Source organism: Acidithrix sp. C25 (assembly GCF_904848545.2).
Window position 1 is genome coordinate 439,213 of sequence record NZ_CAJHCI020000003.1, and the last position, 22,811, is coordinate 462,023.

At 47.9% G+C, this 22,811-nt stretch carries 17 protein-coding genes; 12 read left to right on the forward strand and 5 right to left on the reverse strand.

The window, feature by feature from the left end; translation table 11 throughout:
• Positions 1-148: 148 nt before the first annotated feature.
• Positions 149-3,613 carry a methionine synthase gene (gene metH, locus ACIDITHRIX25_RS000000100980; protein ID WP_052604525.1) on the reverse strand — a complete coding sequence of 1,155 codons (3,465 nt, stop codon included), beginning with the start codon at positions 3,611-3,613 and terminating at the stop codon, positions 149-151.
• 68 nt (positions 3,614-3,681) lie between these two features.
• Between metH and ACIDITHRIX25_RS000000100985 the strand changes: the two genes are divergently transcribed.
• Together ACIDITHRIX25_RS000000100985 and ACIDITHRIX25_RS000000100990 are read left to right on the forward strand one after the other, a co-directional pair.
• Positions 3,682-4,221, forward strand: coding sequence for a cob(I)yrinic acid a,c-diamide adenosyltransferase (locus ACIDITHRIX25_RS000000100985; RefSeq protein WP_052604524.1), 540 nt, complete (start codon positions 3,682-3,684; stop codon positions 4,219-4,221).
• A gap of 252 nt (positions 4,222-4,473) precedes the next feature.
• Positions 4,474-5,949, forward strand: coding sequence for a leucyl aminopeptidase (locus ACIDITHRIX25_RS000000100990; RefSeq protein ID WP_052604523.1), 1,476 nt, complete (start codon positions 4,474-4,476; stop codon positions 5,947-5,949).
• A 240-nt stretch (positions 5,950-6,189) separates the two neighbouring features.
• Here the strand turns inward: ACIDITHRIX25_RS000000100990 and ACIDITHRIX25_RS000000100995 are convergent, their stop codons facing one another.
• Entirely contained in the window at positions 6,190-6,885 is a 696-nt protein-coding gene (locus tag ACIDITHRIX25_RS000000100995) for a hypothetical protein (protein ID WP_052604522.1), read from the reverse strand.
• 625 nt (positions 6,886-7,510) lie between these two features.
• On the reverse strand, positions 7,511-8,119 hold the full coding sequence (locus tag ACIDITHRIX25_RS000000101000; protein ID WP_052604520.1) for a nitroreductase family protein: 609 nt from the start codon (positions 8,117-8,119) through the stop codon (positions 7,511-7,513).
• 191 nt (positions 8,120-8,310) lie between these two features.
• Here ACIDITHRIX25_RS000000101000 and moeB point away from each other — a divergent pair, with 191 nt between their 5' ends.
• From moeB to ACIDITHRIX25_RS000000101020, 4 genes are all read left to right on the forward strand, one after another.
• The gene (moeB, locus tag ACIDITHRIX25_RS000000101005; RefSeq protein ID WP_052604519.1) at positions 8,311-9,495 is read left to right on the forward strand and encodes a molybdopterin-synthase adenylyltransferase MoeB; all 1,185 of its coding nucleotides are present in this window, start codon (positions 8,311-8,313) and stop codon (positions 9,493-9,495) included.
• A 521-nt stretch (positions 9,496-10,016) separates the two neighbouring features.
• Positions 10,017-10,853 (forward strand): sulfite exporter TauE/SafE family protein, encoded by an 837-nt coding sequence (locus tag ACIDITHRIX25_RS000000101010; protein WP_052604517.1) that lies wholly within the window; start codon positions 10,017-10,019, stop codon positions 10,851-10,853.
• Positions 10,854-11,294 (forward strand): DUF1634 domain-containing protein, encoded by a 441-nt coding sequence (locus ACIDITHRIX25_RS000000101015; RefSeq protein ID WP_052604516.1) that lies wholly within the window; start codon positions 10,854-10,856, stop codon positions 11,292-11,294. It begins immediately after the preceding gene.
• Between the two features lie 2 nt (positions 11,295-11,296).
• Positions 11,297-12,037, forward strand: coding sequence for a GntR family transcriptional regulator (locus tag ACIDITHRIX25_RS000000101020; RefSeq protein ID WP_052604515.1), 741 nt, complete (start codon positions 11,297-11,299; stop codon positions 12,035-12,037).
• Between the two features lie 87 nt (positions 12,038-12,124).
• On the opposite strand, the gene ACIDITHRIX25_RS000000101025 is transcribed toward ACIDITHRIX25_RS000000101020, so the two are convergent.
• Complete coding sequence (locus tag ACIDITHRIX25_RS000000101025) at positions 12,125-12,343, reverse strand: hypothetical protein (RefSeq protein ID WP_201731985.1); 219 nt, start codon at positions 12,341-12,343, stop codon at positions 12,125-12,127.
• A 163-nt stretch (positions 12,344-12,506) separates the two neighbouring features.
• On the opposite strand from ACIDITHRIX25_RS000000101025, the gene ACIDITHRIX25_RS000000101030 reads away from it, so the two are divergent.
• From ACIDITHRIX25_RS000000101030 to ACIDITHRIX25_RS000000101055, 6 genes are all read left to right on the forward strand, one after another.
• Entirely contained in the window at positions 12,507-14,147 is a 1,641-nt protein-coding gene (locus ACIDITHRIX25_RS000000101030) for an NRAMP family divalent metal transporter (protein WP_201731986.1), read from the forward strand.
• Between the two features lie 269 nt (positions 14,148-14,416).
• Positions 14,417-15,655, forward strand: a complete 1,239-nt coding sequence (gene istA, locus ACIDITHRIX25_RS000000101035; RefSeq protein WP_201731987.1) for an IS21 family transposase — start codon at positions 14,417-14,419, stop codon at positions 15,653-15,655.
• Entirely contained in the window at positions 15,642-16,430 is a 789-nt protein-coding gene (gene istB / locus ACIDITHRIX25_RS000000101040; protein WP_201731988.1) for an IS21-like element helper ATPase IstB, read from the forward strand. Before istA ends, istB begins: the two co-directional genes overlap by 14 nt.
• Complete coding sequence (locus tag ACIDITHRIX25_RS000000101045; protein WP_201731989.1) at positions 16,427-16,963, forward strand: hypothetical protein; 537 nt, start codon at positions 16,427-16,429, stop codon at positions 16,961-16,963. Before istB ends, ACIDITHRIX25_RS000000101045 begins: the two co-directional genes overlap by 4 nt.
• Positions 16,964-17,520: 557 nt before the next feature.
• A complete protein-coding gene (locus ACIDITHRIX25_RS000000101050) occupies positions 17,521-19,104 on the forward strand; it encodes an acyl-CoA mutase large subunit family protein (protein WP_201731990.1) in 1,584 nt (527 codons plus the stop codon).
• Between the two features lie 9 nt (positions 19,105-19,113).
• Positions 19,114-20,469 (forward strand): dihydrolipoyl dehydrogenase family protein, encoded by a 1,356-nt coding sequence (locus ACIDITHRIX25_RS000000101055; RefSeq protein ID WP_052604512.1) that lies wholly within the window; start codon positions 19,114-19,116, stop codon positions 20,467-20,469.
• 1,012 nt (positions 20,470-21,481) lie between these two features.
• Here ACIDITHRIX25_RS000000101055 and ACIDITHRIX25_RS000000101060 read toward each other — a convergent pair.
• Positions 21,482-22,672, reverse strand: a complete 1,191-nt coding sequence (locus tag ACIDITHRIX25_RS000000101060; protein WP_201731991.1) for an amidohydrolase — start codon at positions 22,670-22,672, stop codon at positions 21,482-21,484.
• Between the last annotated feature and the right edge of the window lie 139 nt (positions 22,673-22,811).

Below are 22,811 nucleotides of genomic sequence, written 5' to 3' on the forward strand. Positions count from 1 at the left end.
AATCACCAAAACGCGCCATCTCTGATAATTGTGCCTGCGCCTGTTACTCATGGGTTTATCTTCTTTTACGTCTCCCATAGGATGCGGAGATGTAAAAGAAGATGTCGATAGCAGCTATTTTGGTAATGAGTGGCTCCGTGGGGAGTTTCTAGGCGACAAAGTATTTAGCTCGGGGGTGGTGGCAGATTATCGCAGTAGTTGTCTGTTCGGGGTGAAGTTGAAAGCCCTCTGAGACTTCAATGCCGATCCGTGTCGCGCCTAAGAGCGATACGAGCTTTTCATTGTCTTCTAGCTTGGGACAAGCTGGATAGCCAAAGGAGTATCGACCACCTCGGTAACGTTGGCGAAATAGCCCGAGGACTGAATTGTCGTCCTCATCTCCAAAGCCCATTTCGACCCTGATGCGTAGGTGCCAAAGTTCCGCAAGTGCCTCTGCCATCTCAACGCCAAGACCATGAAGGCGAAGATATGCATTGAAGTCACCGCCTTCAAAGAGTTTTGCTGTACGGGCCGAGACCTCAGATCCCATGGTTACCGCGTGCATTGCGATGTAGTCGACCTCGGGCGAATCATAAGGTCTAAAAAAGTCAGCTATGCAAAGGTGGGGTTCAACCTTTTGACGGGGGAAATCAAAGGTTTCAATCACCTTAGATCGGCTTTCGTCTTCATATATCAGGAGTTGGTTTCCCGCTGAAGCAGCCACAAAGTAGCCATAGGCCACTTTGGGGATTAGGCAGTTGCTCGCTTTGGCCTCTTCGAGCTCCAATCGAAAGATTGATCGAATTCTCTCTTTGAATTCTCCGTCGCTTTCACCATTTTCGGGCCTAAATCCCCATTGATTGCGAAAGAGTGCAGTTTCATTTATAAAACCTGCGATTTCGTCGATTGAAATTCCAGAGACTATTCGGGTTCCAAGAAATGGAGGCTTGTAGATCTTGTTGTCTATCGCAACTTCAGAGGACCGTATGGCTGCAACTTCTGGGAGAGATGACATCGTCTCTGAGCGCTTTGGCCCCAGTTTTCGCTCGGAGAGTTTGCGTCCAAAATCGTCATCTTGTATTGAACCCTCTCTTATTTCTGCCAACTTGTTCATGACGTCCAAGCCCTCGAATGCATCTTTGCCGTAAAAGAGACGACCTTGGTAGATTTTTCTGAGGTCTTGTTCGACGTAAGTCCTTGTCAGTGCGGCTCCACCGAGTATGACGGGAATCGATGAGAGCTCTCTGGAATTCAATTCCTCTAGGTTTTCTCGCATGATAAGCGTAGATTTGACCAAAAGACCACTCATGCCAATTGCATCTGCTTTTATCTCAATTGCCTTGGCGATCATCTCAGAGATTGAAACTTTGATGCCGAGGTTGTGTACTTCATAGCCGTTATTGGAGAAGATGATATCTACTAGGTTTTTGCCAATGTCGTGGACGTCACCCTTGACTGTGGCCAAGACGATCCTTCCCTTTTTATTGGCTTGTCCTTTTTCAAGATATGGCTCCAGATACGAGATAGCACGTTTCATCGCTTCGGCCGAGGAGAGGACGAATGGAAGCTGCATTTGGCCCGCTCCAAAGAGTTCACCCACTACCTTCATGCCAGATAGGAGATATTCATTGATAATTTCCAGTGCTGGAATTCCACTCTCTAGCGCGTCATGGAGATCGGCGACGATATTATTTTTGTCCCCATCGATGATTCTTCTTTGGAGACGTTCGGAGATGGGAAGAGACGCTAAATCCTCCTTCACCGCCGCCTTTTCATTGACACCTTCGAAGAGGTCGATAAGGGCCGAGAGGGGATCGTAGTCGGCGGTGCGACGATCGTAGATGAGGTCGAGGCAAACCTGCTTTTGTTCTGGTGGAATCTTTGAAAGGGGAACGATCTTTGATGGATGCACGATTGCGGCATCCAATCCTGCAGCAGTGCACTCTGCAAGAAAGACCGAGTTGAGGACCGTTCTTGCGGCCGGCTTCAATCCGAAGGAGATGTTTGAGAGGCCAACTATGGTAAAGACCCCCGGTAGTGACTCCTTGATCTTTCGGATGCCCTCTATTGTCTCGATTCCATCTTTACGAGATTCTTCCATGCCAGTTGAGATTGGAAGCACCAATGGGTCAAAAAAGATATCTGCCGCGCTAAGTCCATATCGATTAGTCGCTATCTCATAGATGGCTTTAGCTGCCGCTACCTTCCATTCTTTAGTTCGTGCCTGGCCTTCTTCGTCGATACAGGTTGCAACTACAGCTGCTCCATATTTTTTGGCAAGGCGACAAAATAGATCAAATCGAGTTCCGGGAGCATCTCCGTCTTCCAAGTTCACCGAGTTTAAAAGCGCTCGCCCGCCAAGGTGCTTGAGACCAGTCTCGATCACAAGGGGCTCAGTTGAATCTAAAACGATCGGTAGTGTTGAAGCCGTCGCCAATCGACTGGCGAGTTCCTCCATGTCTGCAACGCCATCTGCGCCTGTGTAATCGACGCAGAGGTCAATTGCATCAGCACCCTCTTTTACTTGATCTTTGGCGATCTCGATGCAGGTATCCCAATCACCCTGGAGCATGGCCTCGCGAAAACGTTTGGATCCGTTGGCGTTGGTTCGCTCTCCCACTGAAAAATATGACAGTTCTTGTGTGATTGGTGCGGAACTATAGAGAGAGGCGAGTGCTGGTGGTGCATCTAGGGTCACAAATTTCGGCACCTGGTCGGTGATTATCTCTCTTACTGCTGCGATATGTTCGGGTGTTGTCCCGCAACATCCACCTACGATTCGAACTCCGAGTTCGTTGATGAAGCGGTGGTGATGTCTAGCGAGTCCTTCTGGCGTTAGGTCGTAGTGCATCTTTCCGTCCACTACCGAAGGAAGACCTGCGTTGGGTTGCGCGGAGATCGGGAGTGTGGTGTTTTGATGGAGATATCGAAGGTGCTCACCCATCTCTTCGGGTCCAGTGGCGCAATTCATTCCAATTACGTCGATCCCCATCGAGCGAAGTGCGATTAGCGCGGCAGATATCTCTGTTCCTGGCAGCATCCTCCCGGTCAGTTCGACTGTCACCTGGAGTTGAATCGGAACTTTCTTGTCGAGCTTTTCCATGGCGAGCCGAGCCCCAGTTATTGCAGCTTTAGCCCCTAGAAGGTCATAGACGGTCTCTATTATAAAAAGATCGACACCGCCAACTAAAAGCCCTTCTGCTTGTAGTTGATATCCATCCCTAAGAGTATCGAAGGTCGATTGCCCGAGCGAGGGAAGTTTGGTGCCGGGACCCATAGATCCTGCCACGAAGCGACGATGGGATTTACTGGAGTAGGAGTCTGCGACCTCTCGAGCCAACAATGCACCTATGCGATTTAATTCAAAGGCTCGATCCTGCACTCCATATTCGCTAAGAACGATTGGAAATGACCCAAAGGTATTGGTCTCAATTACGTCGCTTCCAACTTCTAAGAAGCTAGCGTGGAGCTCTCTTACCACGTCAGGACGGGTTAAGACAAGATTTTCATTCAGTCCTTCCAAGTTCGCTCCGCCAAAGTCGTCGGCGTTTAGGTTCCTCAATTGAAGGTTGGTACCAGTTGCGCCATCGAAAAGTAATACTCTGGTTTTAATTGCCTCTAGATAATCGCTCATATTATTAACCTAGCCAAGATATTTGGATTACATAGTTATTTGGTAATCGTAGGAGACAACGTAAAATCGTGAAAATATATACCCGAAAAGGCGATGACGGAACTACAGGCCTACTCTATGGTGCAAGGGTCGCAAAGGATTCGATTCATATAGAGCTAAATGGCGCCGTGGATGAGGCACAAGCAGCACTCGGTCTTGCCAGATCTTTCTGTGGTAACAATAGCAAATTGAATGAGATTTTGATTGGTCTCGAACGAGATCTATGGGTGCTGATGGCTGAGGTAGCAACGCTTGAGGCATCGCGATCTAAATTGAAAGAGGGAAGTTCCAGGGTTTCAACCAAGATGGTGGAACGAATTGAGGAATTGATCGACGAAATCGCAGATTTGTTCGAGATGCCAAAAGAGTTTGTGGTTCCTGGCTCTAACCAACTTTCAGCGGCCTTGGATCTTGCTCGGACCGTGATTCGACGCTCTGAACGTCTTAGTTTGGGGTTTTGTTCAGAGATCCCTGATTCGGTCGTTGGGGTCTATCTCAATAGATTATCCGACCTTGCTTGGATCTTGGCTCGTTGGTGTGAAGCTGAACACCTATTGGCAAGGGGTTAGTAGGCGCCAATCTTTGAGGGCGAGAGGTGCGCGAATATCTTTTTGTAACTCTTGGTTAGCGGCCAAAGCTACAAAAGGTAGGTTTTGGCTCCGCCTGACCATGCCACATCAAGGCTCCCAGGGAATCAAAACCTCTCAAAATGGTTCTCACTAGCCAAGAGTTCGCAATTTTGGCTAATAAGATTCGCATAGCTTTAATTCGCATACGGTTGAGTCGTTATTGGCGAATTTATGAAAAGGAGTTGAAAACACTTGGGACAAGTTACCTATAGAGTTAGTTCGTTTAACGAAAATGGCGATTTGCCAAATTTCATCTTTGTCTCTCCGGACTCTATTAGCAGTCCACTAGAGGCTCTAGCAGGAGCCACTTTGGCCGACTACGGAGTTGATGCTCTGGGCTTTAGCGCTGGGGCAAATGAGGTTCTGATCCTGCCAAGGCTGAACAATGGGCCCATGGGGCTAATTGGTCTCGCCAACAAGGATTTAAAGGCTGATGAGATTCGTGAAGTTGGAGCTTTGATTGGGCGCGCTAGTTATGGCTTTAGCGAGGTTGTAGTTTCGACCATAGACTTTATTGCCCGGTATGGAGTTGATGCTTTAGGTTATTTGGTTGAGGGAATAGCCATGTCTAGCTATCGCTTTGACAAATATAAGAGCGATCCAAAGGAACTCAAAAAAGCATCGCTTCTAAGCAACGTAACCTTTTTGATTGGCGAAGATGTAGAGAGCTCAGATTGTGATAGAGCGATAGCTCAAGGTGAAGCAATCTCGGATGCAACCAAACTGGCGCGCACTCTAGTAAATGAGCCAGCCGGGTTTCTAACACCCACAGTGTTCGCGAAGGTGGCCGAAGAACTATTTGCCCGCGATCCTTCTATCTCGATTGAGGTTTGGGATGGTGAAAGAATTCAAAGCGAGCGACTGGGAGCGCTTTTGGGAGTAGCGGCCGGATCTTCTCAAGAACCTCGGGTGGTCAAGTTGACCTATGCCCCAGCAAATGCGACCCAAAGCATTGCATTGGTCGGCAAGGGCATAACCTTTGACTCTGGTGGTCTGAACATTAAAAGCTTCGATGGAATGAAGACGATGAAGACCGATATGGGCGGTGCGGCTGCGGTAATTTCGGCTATGTCGGTCCTTGGCCGACTAAATGTCACCAAGAAGGTGATCGGCTTTGCGATGTTGACGGAGAATATGCCAAGTGGTAGCGCAACTAAGCCAGGTGACGTTCTTACCACTAGAAGCGGTAAGACTATTGAAGTTCTCAACACCGACGCTGAGGGCCGATTAGTGCTATCTGACGGACTAACTTTGGCCTCGGAGGAGTCCCCAGACTATATCGTTGATTTGGCAACTTTGACTGGGGCGTGTGTAGTTGCCCTTGGGACCGAGATCGCTGGTGTTCTTGGAAATAGTGACGAGCTAATCTCACGCTTGATAGATGCGGGAGAAGTGTCCGGCGAGGCACTTTGGGAACTTCCTATTCCGCAACGTTACAAAAAGCACATCCGTTCGGAGATCGCTGACATGCGCAATATTGGCGAGGCTGGTCAAGCAGGAGCAACTGCTGGGGCAATGCTTCTAAGTGAGTTTGTAGAAGGTCAGAAATGGGCTCATCTTGACATTGCGGGTCCATCGCGATCGGACTCTGACCGAGGTTACATCTCCCGTGGCGGAACTGGATTCGGTGCCAGGCTCCTGTGTTATCTGCTGCTGGGATCACTGTAGTTGGTTATGACCTAGGTGATGTGACCTAGGTTGATCTTTGAACGACATCGAAAGATTGAGGCGACGACTAGTTTCTTGAGCGCTCGCATCGGCTTCAAATGCGCTAGTCAACTTTGGCACTTTCAGCTTTGATGATTTATTATCTGGCCTGAAAGTGCCAAATCGACTTTATCGATCAGTCGAGATTGACAGAACTAAGTATCTGCTTGGTCTGATCCAAAGCACGGAAAAATGCACACTTCATTGCTTATTATTTTCTAGATCGTCTCGTGGAAACAAAGCTTCTAGAGCCCGCTTTGCTACCGTAGGTTCGATCTTCCACCTGGCTAGATCCTCGATGGCCCTCTCCTCTGACTCATGAGACTCAAGAAGCGAGACGGCAATCGCTACGCTCTGATCCTTAGCCTCTTGTGTTACAGGCGTGCCGTATCCTAGAATTAGAGCTTCGTGGACTTCTTGAAGTCTGATCGGCAGTCTATTTAGTTGACGCTGACTCAACGGCGGCAGTGACCTCCTGAAGGCAAGCTGACCATTAGGAAGTAGCTTTGCCATGTCGAACTGGATGCATCGATTCACCGTTCGGGTGATACTACTGCTAAATCCCTTTGGTGATCCAAGTCCAATTTCGTAAGAAATTGTGTGTAGTGACATCTCTCGGAAGTCACCACTCAGGTCGAAAGCATACGCCATACGTCGCAGAAGAAAGATGCAGCTGGGCCCTAAAATTGGGAGCCAGAAATATTCGACGTAGTTTGTCCTAGGGTCAAAGCCAAGTGATTCCACTAATGGATCTACCCAGGTGCCTACCATGATTCTGCCGTCTTCTTCTTCAATTCCATTATTTGAAATCGCTGTAGATTCGATTTCCGATTGATTGTTGGTGTGGTCACTTGAGTCATTAGGAATGGGATTTCTATTAGAGCGGTCGACAGTCACAGGAGAACCTTTCGAATATAGGGATTGGAGGCAATAATTGCGATTGACCTATATTACATAAATAAAATCGAAATATCTTGAAATATCTTGAAATTTTGGAAATCTATTTTCCGGATATGACTCTGAAATCCAATTGAGTTACTTTTTTATCGGTGAATATCAATTTTGATTTACAGTATTTAGCCTGATTTACTTGTAAGGCATCGTTTTTTTCATCTTGTCTAATGTTTTGAACTAAAAAAATCAAATTATGCTGCGTGGTCATTTTTGAAGATGCGCGAGGGTCGGAAGCCTCCGATACTATTATTTTGGATGCTCAGTTTTTTACCTAATGGATGACGACTTAGTTAACGTTATGGCCAATCCTAAGGATTCGGATTTGCTTGAATATTTTTTGATTAGGTTAAATAAATGTTATCTAGATCTACAACGATAGGTTCCCTATTTGATATGAAGATGCAGCTAGTTATATGGATAGATAGCCAGGTCAGGGTCTTGAATGTTTGTGGAATTTCGCAAATGGACCACTGTTTGCCTTTGGGCGTTTCCGACGTAACGGCAATCATAAGTCCAAATCACCAGGTTGAGATAATTGAAAATTCATATAAAATTATAAAGAGCCTCGTTAACGCTTGAAATCATTCATCCAGATAAGGTCATCTTGATGAAGCCGCACTTGGACCTTTGATGAAGCCGATGGATCATTGTTGGCTGGATGCCCAAGGGCAATGACTCCAATAGGTTCATAGATTGACGGTATGTTGAACGCTTCAAGAAGTAGCGAACGATCCACGGGGAGGCCGAAGAAGAGATATGCGAGACCTGCATCTACGATGGCTAGCTGGACCAACATTGCCGCGAATGCTGTATCGATAGTCCAATATGGTGATGGAAAATCGCTCTCTATCTTTTTTTGCGCATATCGTTTGTCGTCCCTTTGATAGCGATCGATGTAGGCGGACTGATTCGAGAAGGGAATTATCAATACGGGAGCATTGTCAAGCCCTGCGTGGCTTTTGGATTTTTCGCGCCACTGGGGTGTAGCGACGATGGACCAGAATTTTTCCCGTGCCTCTGGGTTGGTTAGGACTAGGAACCGACTTGCTTGGGTGAATCCGGCTGATGGCGCCCGTGTCGCCGCGTGTAATATTGCCTCTAGGACTTCTTTTTCAACAGGGTCTTCCAGGAAGTGGCGATGCGTGCGTCTTTTCTTCAAAACTTCGGAAAATTCCACTGGTCTCCTTATGATAAATCGGACAAATCTCCAGGCTATTGGTCCTTATGATCTGTCACCAAGACGTCCTTTGTCAACGCTTCAAAATCCTTTGTCACCGTTTTAGAGTAGCCTTCGTTTGGGAATGTCGACTTAAATAGTAGAGTTTTATCTCGTAAGGTATTTTAGGAAGCTCAGCCAAGGAGACGACAGTGGCCGGATTTAGAGATTTGCTTGGAAGTATAAAGGGTCAGATTAGGGAGGTTTCTACCCAAGAGGCCCAGGAACTGTTTGAGTTAGGGTGGCTTGGGGTTGATGTGCGCGAAGCGGATGAAGTCGAACAGGGTGCAATCGCGGATTCTTTGTTTATTCCACGTGGAAATCTAGAGTTGCAAATCGAAGGTCGAGTCTCTGACAAGTCTCAGCCTATGGTTGTCTATTGTGCGGGCGGTGTTCGATCTGCGCTAGCTGTCCATTCGTTGACTTTGATCGGCTATGAAAATGTCGTATCGATGGCGGGTGGATTTAATCGCTGGAAGGATGAGGGACGCAATTGGCAAGTTCCAAAGGTTCTAAATGAGCAACAGCGGAATCGTTATCAGCGACATCTTCTACTTCCAGAGGTCGGAACTAAAGGGCAAATGAAGTTGCTTGAATCAAAGGTGCTTCTGCTGGGCGCCGGTGGACTCGGTTCGCCAGCCGCCCTGTATCTAGCTGCGGCAGGCGTTGGTACTTTGGGGATTTTAGATATGGATGTCGTCGATGCTTCTAACCTACAAAGGCAAATTCTCCACAATATGGATCGAATTGGAGAGAGGAAGGTCGATTCGGCCAAGAAGACCCTTTCTTCCTTGAACCCCGATGTGACGGTGGTTACCTATGATCTACGTTTGAATTCTGAAAATATCCTTTCTGTTATTGATGGTTATGACGTCATCGTGGATGGCACCGATAACTTCCCAACTCGATATTTGGTAAATGACGCGTCGTTGATCAAAAAGATCCCAGTCGTGCATGGTTCGATTTTTAGATTTGAGGGTCAAGCGACAGTCTTTCAACCCTACGTAGGCCCTTGTTATCGATGCTTCGTTCCGGAACCACCTCCGCCAGAGTTGGCGCCAAGTTGTGCAGAAGCAGGCGTGTTAGGCGTTTTGCCGGGGATTATCGGCTCGATTCAAGCCATGGAGACAATCAAGATCTTATTGAACATAGGAGAGACATTGGCAGGAAGAATATTGTCATATGATGCGCTTGAAGAGAGTTTTAGGAACTTCAGGATTCGACGAGACCCCAATTGCCCCGCTTGCTCCATAGATCCCACCGAGATCGTGATTTCGGAATACGACGAACTTTGCATGCCCCATCCATCGGCCACTACGGTTTTGAGTCTGCACTAGATTCACGGATATTACCTAATCGCAGTCCTGTTATTGCAGACTGCTTTTTTGGTCTAATTATGAATTTTTCACCAAAGCTATTTATGCCATTATCGGTTGATTCAGGCCAAAGGATACAGGCGGCCTTTGGCTAGAATCTGACAATTCACAGGGCCAGTAACTACGGCGCCAGTGGTAGAGCCTGTTTTGGCATAAAGCTGCCATTGGCCATTGGCGAAAACCAAGGTTTTGTCTTCAGCTGTGGTATCACTCTTGTGATGGCCTGGTTTTATTAGCTTTTTGACATTTATGTCTGAAGAAGTCCCTTGTATCTCTATGGGCAGATCGCTAAGACGGATCGTCGCTCTTGGTTATACGATTCAAAAGACACTAAGCCCTCAGACAATCTCTTTGGCGTCTGGCTGGTCATATGCCAACATACTAGGGACAATGCAATGAAGCAGGATTTGGTCCGAGAGGTTGCTCTTTAAATATTTGTCTTTTTTACACATCGGTGTTCGTTTGTATGTACAATTGTACATATGACTCCTCTTGACTTTGTCATTTCTCTGGGGTTGATCTCAGTTGCCGCTGGGATGCTCGGCTCGCTCGTGGGTCTTGGCGGCGGTGTGGTCATCGTTCCGGTGTTGACTTTACTATTTCACGTTGATATAAGACTTGCCATTGGTGCGAGTATTGTATCGGTTATTGCCACCTCAAGTGGTGCAGCAGCAGCCTATGTCCGGGAGAAGATGACGAACTTACGGGCCGGTATGTTTTTGGAGGTTGCGACGACTACTGGTGCAGTAACGGGTGCTTACCTCACGACGCTGTTGCCTACTCGGTTCTTGTTTCTGCTTTTCGGGGTGGTTCTTGCCTATTCAGCGGTCGCTACCTTCCAGCGTCGTCGTGCTGCGGCACCTCTTAGCGTCTCGAGCGATCGAATCGCTAACGTTCTAGAGCTTCATGGTGAGTACTTTGATGAAGCGGAACAAAAGGAGATTTCATATAAAGTTACCGGCACCAAACTTGGCTTGTTCATGATGTATGTAGCCGGCTTGGTGAGTGCTCTGCTGGGCATTGGATCGGGTGCTCTAAAAGTGCCGGCAATGGATTTGGCTATGCATCTTCCAATGAAAGTTTCGACAGCCACTAGTAATTTTATGATCGGTGTAACTGCTGCAGCTAGTGCGGGGGTTTATTTTGCTCGAGGTCAGATTGACCCCATCATCTCTGCCCCCGTTGCCATCGGAGTTCTAATTGGAGCTACGGTCGGTTCGAAGGTTTTGGGAAAGCTAAAGAGTCACGTAATTCGTTTGATCTTTGTAGTTGTGTTGATCGTCATTTCGCTTGAGATGTTGCAGAAGGGGGTGTTTTAGTTGAGGCTTACCAGGCGTCCTCCTGAGACAGAAGAACAAGCCAAGGTAATGAACGAAAAGATTCGAATGACCGAAATCACCATTTCGCTCGTGCTTCGAATCGGAGTCGCTCTAAGTGTGGCAATCTTCATCGTTGGTTTGGTGGTGATGTTTGCTCATCACCCCGCATATGCAAAGCTGTCGGGTTCGCTCTCTTTTCACTCTTTGACATCGCCGTCATCACAATTTCCGCATTCATTTAGCGGCTTGTGGAATTCGCTCGCCAAAGGACAGGGTAGGGGAATAATTGTACTCGGTACGATGGTGTTGATTATTACTCCAGTTTTACGAGTCGCGGTCGCCATAGTCTCTTTTTCAATCGAGAAGGACCCAGCTATGACTATCGTTACCATCTACGTCTTTGCTGTGCTCATTCTTTCGTTTTTTTTGGCAGGAGCTTGAGCTTGAGCGCGATAGATCGCTCAAGCCCACTTCCGCTTTGGGCGCAAATCTGTGAGGATTTGCGAGATCGAGCTGGCACGGGTGAATTTGATGGACGCTTTCCTACCGAAGAAGAGCTAGCTCGTCTCTATGGAGTAAGTCGCCAGACCGTACGTGAGGCGATCCGACGACTCGAGTCCGAGGGCTTGGTGGTTCGTCAAAGGGGACGAGGGACCAGATTGGTTTCTCGCACGGTTTTGGAGCAGCCACTCCACTCTCTCTATAGCATGGCCACGACGGTGAGCTCGCAAGGTTTTGCAGAGCGTAGCGAAGTCGTGGCCCGCAAGCGTGAAACTCCACCTTTTGAGGCGGGAGAATTTCTAGGAAGTTCAGTTGTGGATGCCATTTATATCGAGAGAATTCGCTTTGCAGGTGACGATCCAATTGGGTGGGATCGGTCCTGGTTGCCCTGGGATCGAGCGGCAAATCTTCTAGAGGCCGATCTCTCCAAAGGGGGCCTCTACGAGGCACTTGATCGCTTTTGTGGTATCAAGATAACCGGTGGTTGGGAGAAGATTCAACCAATCGTTCCATCGAGTTATGAGAGAATGCGCCTTGGCATATCAAAAGATGTGGGGGCCTTTTCGATCAACCGACTTGCCATATCTGGAAACGAGGCTATCGAATGGCGGAGAAGTCTAATTCGTGGAGATCGCTATGCCCTCGTTGCAAATTGGCCCGGTGGAGAGTCGCCAACTCTTTAGGTAGCGTTGTGGAATAATCAGGTATAATAGATTCACTACCTAAGTGTCAAGAGCGAGAAGGAGGTGCGCCAATGAAACTCGAACCTCCTAGTAACTGGCGTTCTCCAGCTTCTGCTCAGGTATTGATACACATCGGCTAACTACACAGTTGTTGCCTACGTCCACCGGTGGTCTCGTCGGATTCTGCATTGATCGACCAACCTGGACGCCAAGATCCATATCGGTTACTGAGCTTGGAGAACGCCTGCCAACAGTTTGCTCGTGCACGCCCAAGACTGCACTCGTTCCCAGCCCCAGAAGCGTCATTTGACGCGTCCATTCTCAGATTCCAGGATACCACCATGACCGAGATCATTTTTTTCGTTGCTGCTGAAGCGTTGAACACGCTTCACGGAGATAGCTATAGGAACCAGTTCCAAGCTCACCTGTTCGACTGCTCGCCTCGACACGTGTTGGAGGGTTGCCGTCGATGATAAAGATCGCCACTACCGAAGCTCTCGAGGGCACCGCCGTTCTCGATGACGCTCACCTCGGCGACATCCAGGGTGCGTTCGGCACGATCGCCCTTGGCGACGTTGCCCCTCGCCGTAACCTGTCGGCGAAGCTCAAGACACTCCTTGCTATCGTTGGACCAGGACTCATAGTTATGGTTGGCGACAACGATGCCGGTGCGTTTGGCACCTACACGCAGGCTGGACAGAACTACGGAACGCACCTCCTCTGGACCCTCCTCCTCCTCGTTCCCGTCTTGTACGTGAGCCAGGAGATGGTGCTGAGACTTGGTGCCGTGTCCGGCGTCGGACACGCTCGCCTCATACTGGAAAGGTTCGGGAAGTTTTGGGGAGCGTTCAGTGTCATCGACCTGTTCATCCTCAACGCCCTCACGATCGTAACGGAGTTCATCGGGGTCACGCTTGCGACGGGATACCTCGGGCTACCCAAGGTCCCGTCCGTGATCCTGGCAGGCGCCGTCGTTGTTGGAGCAGCGAGCACGGGGAGCTTCCGTCGCTTCGAGCGGGTGTGCCTCATTCTCGTTGCTGGGTCGCTTGTCCTCATTCCGATCTACTTGATGGTCCACCCACCTGTCGGGCAGATGGTGCACAACTTCGTCATCCCTGGTTTTCCGCACGGAGCCCAGGTCTCGACGGTCATGCTCCTCATCATCGGGATCGTTGGAACGACGGTCGCCCCATGGCAGCTCTTCTTCCAGCAGTCGTACGTCATCGATAAGAGGATTACTCCTCGGTTCATCAACTACGAGCGGGCCGATCTCTGGATTGGGATTGGGCTAGTCGTCATTGGTGCGGCTGCCATGTTTGGGTTTTCCTCTGCCGTGTTTGCAGGGCACCCGGAGTTCGGCAACTTCACGAACGCAGCAGGTGTCTCTGCGGGGCTTGCGAAGTATGTCTCTCCGCTTGCTGGGGACCTCTTTGCCATCGCCCTCCTGGATGCGAGCATCATTGGAGCCGCTGCTGTCGGCCTTGCGACGGCGTACGCAAGCTCGGACGTGCTTGGTTTCAATCACTCCCTTCACCGTCCCGTGAGTAAGGCGAAGGGCTTCTACCTCTCCTACGCTGGATTGATAGCGCTCTCAGCAGCGCTCGTCATCATTCCGGGTGTGCCGCTCGGCTTGTTGACCGAAGGTGTCCAGACGCTCGCAGGCGTGCTCCTACCAAGTGCTGTCGTCTTCCTCATGCTGCTTTGCAATGACAAAGAAGTGCTGGGCCCGTGGGTCAACGGCAGGAAGCTCAACATCCTCACGTCGGCGATCATTTGGGTGCTTGTCCTGCTGTCTATCATCCTCACGGCAAGTGTGCTCTTTCCGAGCATCACGACGATGCAGATCGTGGCCGTGATGGGTGGCGGAGTGGCAGTCGGCCTCGTTCTTGGCCTTTACGTGCTCGTGCAATCCCGTCGGACGACGATCGCTCTAGCTGTTGCCAGCGTCGAGCCAATGGATCGTCGGACCTGGAGGATGCCAGCACTCGCAACGCTGAAGACACCGGTCATGTCCACCCAGCGCAAGATTGGGCTCATGACGCTCCGTGGTTACCTCATCATTGCTTTTGCCCTCGTCGTCGTGAAGATCGTCGAGGTCGCAGTTCGCTGAGATGTCGACTGTTGTCGGCCCAGCACCACGGGGTGATTCCGTGATGCTGGGCCGGTGGCAGAAGGTCCCTTTCGTGGTTCTTGTGGTTTTTTCTCTCCCCGACTCACTCGTGAGTCGCTTCTCTGTGCGCGGCCGTTGGCGAATATTCAACTCTTTGAAGTCACCTTGTAAACAGCGGAATTAAATTGACCCACCATCAGCGATAAAAATTGACCCACCCAACAGACAATACTCTTGAGTGAATATCCACTTTCACGAAGGAGTTTTACATGCTGAAGGGTAGGCCACTTATGAACATATTTGATTTGAAGCAACAAGGTCTCAGTTACCGAGAAATTGCCCGAGAAACTGGACATTCAAGAAACACCGTACGTAAATATCTAAGAGACGGAGCAAGTTCTAAACCAATCGAGACAAAGCCACAACGAAACTCAAAACTCGATCCCTATAAGTCTGAGATCGATCGACTTGTATCTGAAGGACTTCTGAGCGTTCCGGCAATCATGTCAAGAATTGTTCCACTGGGTTATACCGGTAAAGAAAGTATCTTGAGAACATATGTCAGTAGTATCAGACCACCGGCAAAGCCAAAACAGGTAGCTATCAGGCGATATGAAACCCAACCAGGTAAACAGTGTCAGTTCGATTGGGGAATATTTAGCTATGTCGATTCGAGAGGAACAAAAAGACATATTCCCGGACTATATGTAACACTTGGACGAAGTCGCAGGAGTTATCTGGAATTTGCACTGAGTGGCGATATATACGGTCTTATAACTTGTCTGATCAATGCCTTTTTCTACTTTGGTGGACTAACCGATGTGTTTCTCACTGATCATATGAAGACCGTGGTAATCGGTGGAAACGGAAAAGACGGATATCAGTTCAACTCGCAAATGGCAGATCTGGCTAATTTCTTGGGAATATCAATCAAACTATGCAGAGTGAGACGGCCAGAAACCAAAGGCAAGGTAGAACGAGGGATTAGATATGCCAAGGAGAACTTCTGGCCTGCTAGAACCTTTAGCGATCTAGCTGATCTAAATCAACAAGCCCTTATCTGGTGTAGCGAAGCAGATAACCGGATTCATCAAAGTCTCGGTATTACCCCAAATGAAGCCTTCATAGTAGAACAGCCACACTTAGGACCACTTCCAACCCGGGAGACATTGTACGGTTTTGAAAAGAGAATCAGAAAGGTAACAGCTGATTCGTTTGTCTCATTTGCTGGAGTCAAATACGGAGTACCTTGGAAATACTCACTTTCACAGGTAGAGGTACTTCCAAAAGAGCGAACCGTTGAGATTTATTCAAACGGAGAGTTGATAGCTTCTCATCAACTTACCTACCAAAAGCGCTCGTTGGTTTACCTTCCTCATCAATACAGCGGGATCACTGCTGAAGCTGGCAGACTGGCTCCTCCGGTACTTGTAAGACAAATCATTGACACTTCAGTTGAGATCCGTTCGCTTGATGAATATGTGGAGGCTGCAAATGTTAGATCTTGAATTAGCTCAAAACCAGCTAGTAGAACTGGGTCTTGGCCATATGGCTGAACTATTAGATGCCAAGGTATCTTCTGCAACTGAAAAAGACCTTTCCTATTTGGCATTTCTATCTGAACTATTGGGAGTTGAAATTGAATCAAAAAGAAAAAGGACCTATGAGATAAGACTGCAGACCGCGGGACTGCCGTTTAGGAAGTCATTTTCAGATTTCGACTTCAACTTCTGTCCAAGTATTGATAAGGCATTTATCTCTGAACTACGTTCTCTGGCCTTTATCTCTAGTGCCACCAACCTGGTCCTTTTGGGTCCGCCCGGGATCGGCAAGACTCATATTTCTGTAGCACTTGGTCTTGAGGCAATCGCTGGTGGATTCTCTTGTTATTTTACTACATTGTCAAAAATTGCAAACGACCTTTCCAGTTCCTACAGTCCAACCAAGATGCGAAAGTACACCTCTCCTAAGGTACTGATAATCGATGAAATGGGATATAGGCCACTTGATCGAATGGCAGCGAATTATTTCTTTGACATTATCTCCGCCAGATACGAAACCGGAACCGTAATCCTTAGTTCCAATAAGGGCTTTTCCGAGTGGGGCGATCTCTTCTCAGATCAAGTACTAAGTACTGCAATTTTAGACAGACTGTTACACCACTGCCATGTAATCAACATCAAGGGCAACAGCTACCGGCTCAAGGATCGAATCAAACAAGGAATCTATACCAACCCACAAACTGGTGACAACGCCAAGAAAGGTGAAGAGGTGGAAAAATGAAAACTTCCTATCATCACTTCCGCTACCTAAGCGAACCTAATCCGGTCTCAAATGATTTCCAATCAGTGGAAGAGATACAAGTACCGAAGAGCCAATACCTATTTCATAACGTTACGGAACTATCTCAGCTGGGATCACTAGAGCGAACCCGAGAACCATTTCATAACGTTACGGAACTATCTCAGCTGGGATCACTAGAGCGAACCCGAGAACCATTTCATAACGTTACGGAACTACCTATCTCAAAGATCTGCGAGAGACAGGGGTGTGATCAAATACTTCCGGAACATTGCATAGGAAGACCACAAAGGTATTGCTCAGCAGCTTGTCGTATGGCAGCTCATAGACAGAGGAAAAGAGGCCCGATTAGAGCAGAGGTACATTTTGGTTCTGCAACTACTCGGAGTAGACCAGAGGAGCGATCCTGGATGGTCAAGTTACTTCGAGATAATGAAGAAGTGATAGTCACCTTCGGTCAAACTAGAGATAATGCAGAACGTCTTACTGCTCGGCTAAACGAATTTCTCTACTGAGATTTTCAGATACACGGTGACTTAGAAATGAGACACTTTTACTGACACCAACAACTACTATTGAACTCAATTGGGTGGGTCAATTTTAAACCGCTGATGTGGGTCAAAAAAACGTCGCTGTTTACACACCTGGAACATCCTCGAACGCTATAGAAGAGCCAGAGTTTCTCCAGCTTCAGAGGGCTGCCCTTTAGCACTACTCTCAGTTTAGGGTTGGCCATAATCCTTATGGAGAGACGAAGATGACTTTCAAATCCAGTAATGGGAGGTTGACGCACAAGTAAATCTCAAATAAACGAGGCATCTGATACCGAATTTTAGGTACATTAATGGTGGTCGCAAGGTTCAATATTGAGTGGTTGCCAGTTGTGGAATAGTCACATTGTGATCCAAATCGATCTATTGGTCTTTGGGCATCTTATTTAGAGTTGAGCTAAATGTGATGTTGACTTAATTTAATCCATTACCTCTTTAGGAAATGTAAAATTGTTCTTGGTTTTAATGCGGATTTGATGTCAACTCGACTCCAGTGCGCTCATTAGAGTATCATCTATGCCATGACTTTTGGTGATCATCGAACCGATTCTGGTATTGAAATTGACGCACTTTATGATGGCACTAATTTGGATGGATTTGATTCAGCCTCAAAATTAGGTGCTCCCGGGCAGTATCCCTATACTCGTGGGGTCTATCCAAATATGTATAGAGGCAAACTGTGGACCATGCGCCAGTATGCAGGTTTTGGAAGCGCTAAGGCAACCAACGAGCGCTTTAAGTTTCTGCTCAAGGCAGGACAAACAGGCTTGTCGTGTGCTTTTGACCTTCCGACTCAGATGGGCTATGACTCGGATCATCCTCGCGCCTTTGGGGAGGTGGGCAAGGTCGGTGTAGCTATAGATTCCATTGAAGATATGCGAGATCTACTTGATGGTCTTCCCCTCGATAGGGTGACAACCTCGATGACTATCAACTCCACCGCTTCAATCCTTTTGCTCCTATATCAGTTGGTTGCTGAAGAGGCTGGAATAGAGTCATCCAAGCTAGGCGGCACGATCCAAAATGATATCCTCAAAGAGTATGTGGCGAGAGGCACTTACATCTTCCCGCCGAGGCCTTCGATGAGGATAATCACTGATATCTTTGCCTACTGTAATGAACACATGCCTGCTTGGAATACTATTTCAATCTCGGGATATCACATTCGTGAAGCTGGATCAACTGCGGTTCAAGAGATTGCATTTACAATTGCCAACGCCATTGCATATGTAGAGGCGGCAATAACGGCTGGCTTAGAGGTTGATGAATTCGCCCCGAGGCTCTCGTTTTTCTGGAATGCGCATAACAATCTCTTTGAAGAGGTGGCCAAGTTTCGCGCATCACGGCGGATTTGGGCAGATATTATGCGGAATCAATTTGAAGCAAAGGATCCAAAGAGCCAATTGCTTAGGTTTCACACTCAAACCGGCGGTTCCACTCTGACTGCGCAGCAGCCTCAGGTGAATCTGGTGAGAGTAGCCATCCAAGCCCTTTCTGCAGTTTTAGGGGGAACTCAATCTTTGCACACCAATGGGTTTGACGAGGCCCTGGGTCTTCCAACTCAGCAGGCTGCTAAGTTGGCTCTGCGCACCCAGCAGGTGATTGGATATGAATCAGGCGTAACCGACACAGTTGATCCTCTTGCCGGTTCTTACTTTGTTGAAAGTTTGACCAACGAAGTTGAGTCGATGGCACTTGAATATCTCGCCAAGATAGCGGAAATGGGTGGAGCGATAGCGGCTATCGAAAATGGATACATGCAGGATGAAATTGAGCAAGCGGCTTATGATTACGCGCGATCTATCGACTCTAAGGCAAAGATAATTGTAGGTGTAAACGAGTTTGTCGAAGAGGAAGAGGTAGCAACAGAGGTCTTTCCGATTGATCCAGCGCTCCAAGAGGAGCAATGTGAACGTGTGGCTAAGCTACGTGCCGATCGTGACAACTCGGCCGTGAAAGAGCGACTTTCAGAGCTCTATAGCGCAGCTAAAGGTGATGCAAATCTGATGTATCCAATGAAGGCTGCGCTGCGCGCAAATGCAACATTAGGCGAAGTTTCCGATACGCTAAGAAGTGTATTTGGGATATATATTCCAAGAGGGTAACCTAGAGGCGTGAAATTTGTAATTATTGGCGGAGGACCCGCAGGAGTTGAGGCCGCGACCCACGCAGCCCGTATGGGAGCCGAAGTCGTTTTGATTGAGCGCGATATCGTGGGTGGTGCTGCCAATCTATGGGATTGCATCCCCTCGAAGGCTATGATCTCCACTGGAGCCGTTCTGGCTCTTACAAAACGGGCCGAAAAGATGGGCCTAATGCCAATTACGGCACAGATCGATCTGGACTCGCTAAAGAGTCGGGTCTCATCGATAACGGGGCGTCTCGCCGCGTCCAAGATGGCACTTTTGAAGAGTCAAGGCGTGACTATCATCAACGGCGTAGGAAGAATGGTCTCTCCAACTCGAATCCAGGTAGAGGCTGAAGACGGCATTCGTGAGATAGAGTCCGATGCAGTACTTTTGTCAACAGGCTCTCGTCCACGTATTCCAGATTGGGCTGTAGTAGATGGTCAAAGGATTCTATCGACGAGGGATGCATATCCACCGCCTGTCATTCCTGAGCATTTGATCGTCGTTGGTTCTGGTGTTACGGGCGTGGAATTTGTTCATATGTTTAGATCCTTTGGCTCTAAGGTCTCTTTGATCGTCTCACGTCAGCAAGTATTGCCCGCTAAAGACCCTGAAGTGGCTGCAGCCCTTGAGGCAGACTTTTTAGAGTCGGGGGTAAAGCTATATAAGGGGGCAAGGGCTATTGGCCTCAAACAGGATGTGGATGGCGTCTCTATTGAATGTGACGATCAGAGGGTTATCAGTGGTTCACACGTGCTCTTTGCCATTGGCTCTATCCCAAATTCAGATTCGCTAGGGCTAGACGCTGCTGGTGTTTATGTTGATCGTTCAGGCCACATTCCTGTCGATCACCACTGTGTTACTAACCTGAGAAATATCTATGCAGCCGGTGATATCTCAGGAAAGCTTCCGCTTGCCTCTGTGGCATCGATGCAAGGGCGCAAGGTGGCAGAACATGCTCTTGGACTCGACTCAAGGACGCACCGTCATCTTGATTACGAGAAGGCTGCATCTGCAATCTTTACCGAACCAGAGATCGCCGACGTAGGCTTAGCCGAGGCGGAAGCTTTTGCGCTTGGACGAAAGATTCGAGTGACTAAAGTTCCATTTGCCGCCAATGCTCGCGCCCTTATTGACGGTGATTCTCGCGGGTTTGTAAAGATTGTCTCCGATCCAGCTACTGGTGTCGTCCTTGGGGGATCAATAGTGGGCCATAATGCCGCTGAACTTATCTCGGTTATCGCTCTGGCGGTGACTGCACATTTGAAGGTAAATGATATCGTAGAGTCTGTTATGGTGCATCCAGCTCTGGCTGAGGCCCTAGCAGACGCTGCGGAGTAGTAGTGCCTTGGTCGGCCGGTTTACATCGCTAAAGCGATCGGCCGAGGGGCCAATTGCGCTTGAATTCAATCTTTATTATATATTTACAAGGGCTAATTTATCACGGGCATATTTTTAAGAGTTGTCCTAGTTTGATTACGATATGGTTTATATTATTCAATTAAATATTCGTAAAATTGGTCTGGTTTTAAACGGCATAGTCTGGCATTTTGCTAAATATGATGTGGCTAAAAGCTGAAATAGATTTAAATTAGAATATTCAGGTAACTATCATTCGAGCCGAATAATGAACTGAGTATTGTTTGATATGGTTTCGCAAGTGATCCTTATAATGGATTTTATCGAAAAGATGTTATTGGGCCAGACCACATCTATAATTTAGCAAGATGTCGAGCATGTGTCACCGGACTCGTGTCATAGTCACTAAAATTTTTCTGGACCGACTAAATTAGGCGCTGTTAGAGGAGCCTTTGGAGCAAGTTCGTAAAGGCATCTCTGCTTGGCAAATCCCAAGGATATCGATTCTATAATGAAGCAATATTGGATCGAGATGTCGCTTTGGCCTATTTTTATTTGGACTGCATCTAACTACAAATCATATCAAGACTGACACTTATTGGTGGTTTGGTTATGTGATTATGGCTGTTGGTATTTCCAATATATTTTAAATTAAAGATTTATAAATATCATTAGATGGGGAATCAATAATATTGATAGGCTAAATCTGACCTAGCGGTTGGCAGAGAGTCTTAGAAGATATTGAGATCATTCAGATGATCAAAAGAGGAGTTTTTAATAGCTTCCAACGCCAAGTTGCAAATGATCAATGTGACAGTAGCCATGGGGATGATTTATACCGATTCGGCTGAGATATTTCTAATTCGAAAGTTGCACCATAGCTCTATCAGCTCTCCTTGGTCGAGGCCACCGATAACGACGAAGCACCATCGGTGGCTGTCTTTTTAAGTTGGAAGATGAAAGCTGATGAAACTTGATTTATGGCTAGCTTCGGTTAGCTGGCCATCTGCTGGCGGAGGGCAATTCGTTTTTTACCGTTTATAAATTCGGCTCTCAATGTTTGATCCGATGCGACTGCGGCGATCGTCCTTGCCATGGCTAGAGCACCTTGCACTACTGCTTTATCGGCACTTTGGGTAATGCAGGCGGCTGTGAATTCGGGTTGATGGTTGACAGCAGGAAGAGAGTCAATGCCAAGAATGGGATGAATTGACGGGATGGCCATTGAAACGTTCGCCATGTCGGTTGATGCCCTCATGGCTGGGGTTGGGGAGGTTGAAATCGTCCTTCCAGAGGCAACTGCCTCTCTTCGGTAGATTGCAGCTAATGTTTCATCAGTTATGAACTCGGAGTATGCCTCAAATTTATGAATGAATTTGAGCTCTGATCCTGTTCCGATTGCGCCAGCTTCAAAACATCTCCTTATGCGTGGAACTAAGGTTTTAAGTTGATTTAGGGTCTCTGCGCGAGCGATGTAGTCAGCTGCTGTCCTCGCTGGAATGATGTTGGGAGCCTCTCCTCCATGGGTAATGAAACCGTGGATCATCTCACCCGGATAGAGCGACTGGCGCAGCAGTCCGATGGCAACTTGTGAGATCGTCATTGCATCTAAAGCATTGATGCCAAGTTGAGGAAATGCTGCTGCATGAGATTCTTTTCCCAAGAATTCAACTTCTAGATGCTGAGCTGCTACGCATGGCATTCTATCAAATTCGCTTGGGGCTGGGTGAACCATCATTGATAGATCTATTGATTCAAAGAGGCCAGCATTTAGCATAAGAATTTTTCCGCCGCCACCTTCTTCGGCAGGCGTTCCCATTACGGATAGTTTGAGGCCAAGATCTTCTACTAAAGGTGCGAGGATCAGTCCAGCCCCAATTGCGGCAGCTGCAATTATGTTGTGACCACAGGCGTGGCCGACGTCAGGAAGCGCGTCATATTCTGCACAGATAGCTACTTCCAAGTCTCCATTGCCGATCGTAGCAACGTAAGCGGTCTCCATCTCTGCGACTCCGAAAGCCACGTCATAGTTGGCGTTTGAGAGGATGTCAGCTGTCCAGCGAGATGCTTTAAATTCTTCGAATGCCACTTCGGGGTTGGCATGGATTTTGTGGGAGAGTTCTACTAAGAGATCACCGATCTGGGCAGCAGTGGAGTCAAGTGCTCCATTGATTTGAGTTGACACTTTTCCTCCGAGTTGTCTGTGACACTTAGAGATTATACAAGACTTAATTTGTGGTCATTCGCGCCAATTTTAGATCCTGACGTGAGTCTCTGGCTCTTTTGGGAGATCAATTCAGGTATATGAGAAGATGGCCCTGAAT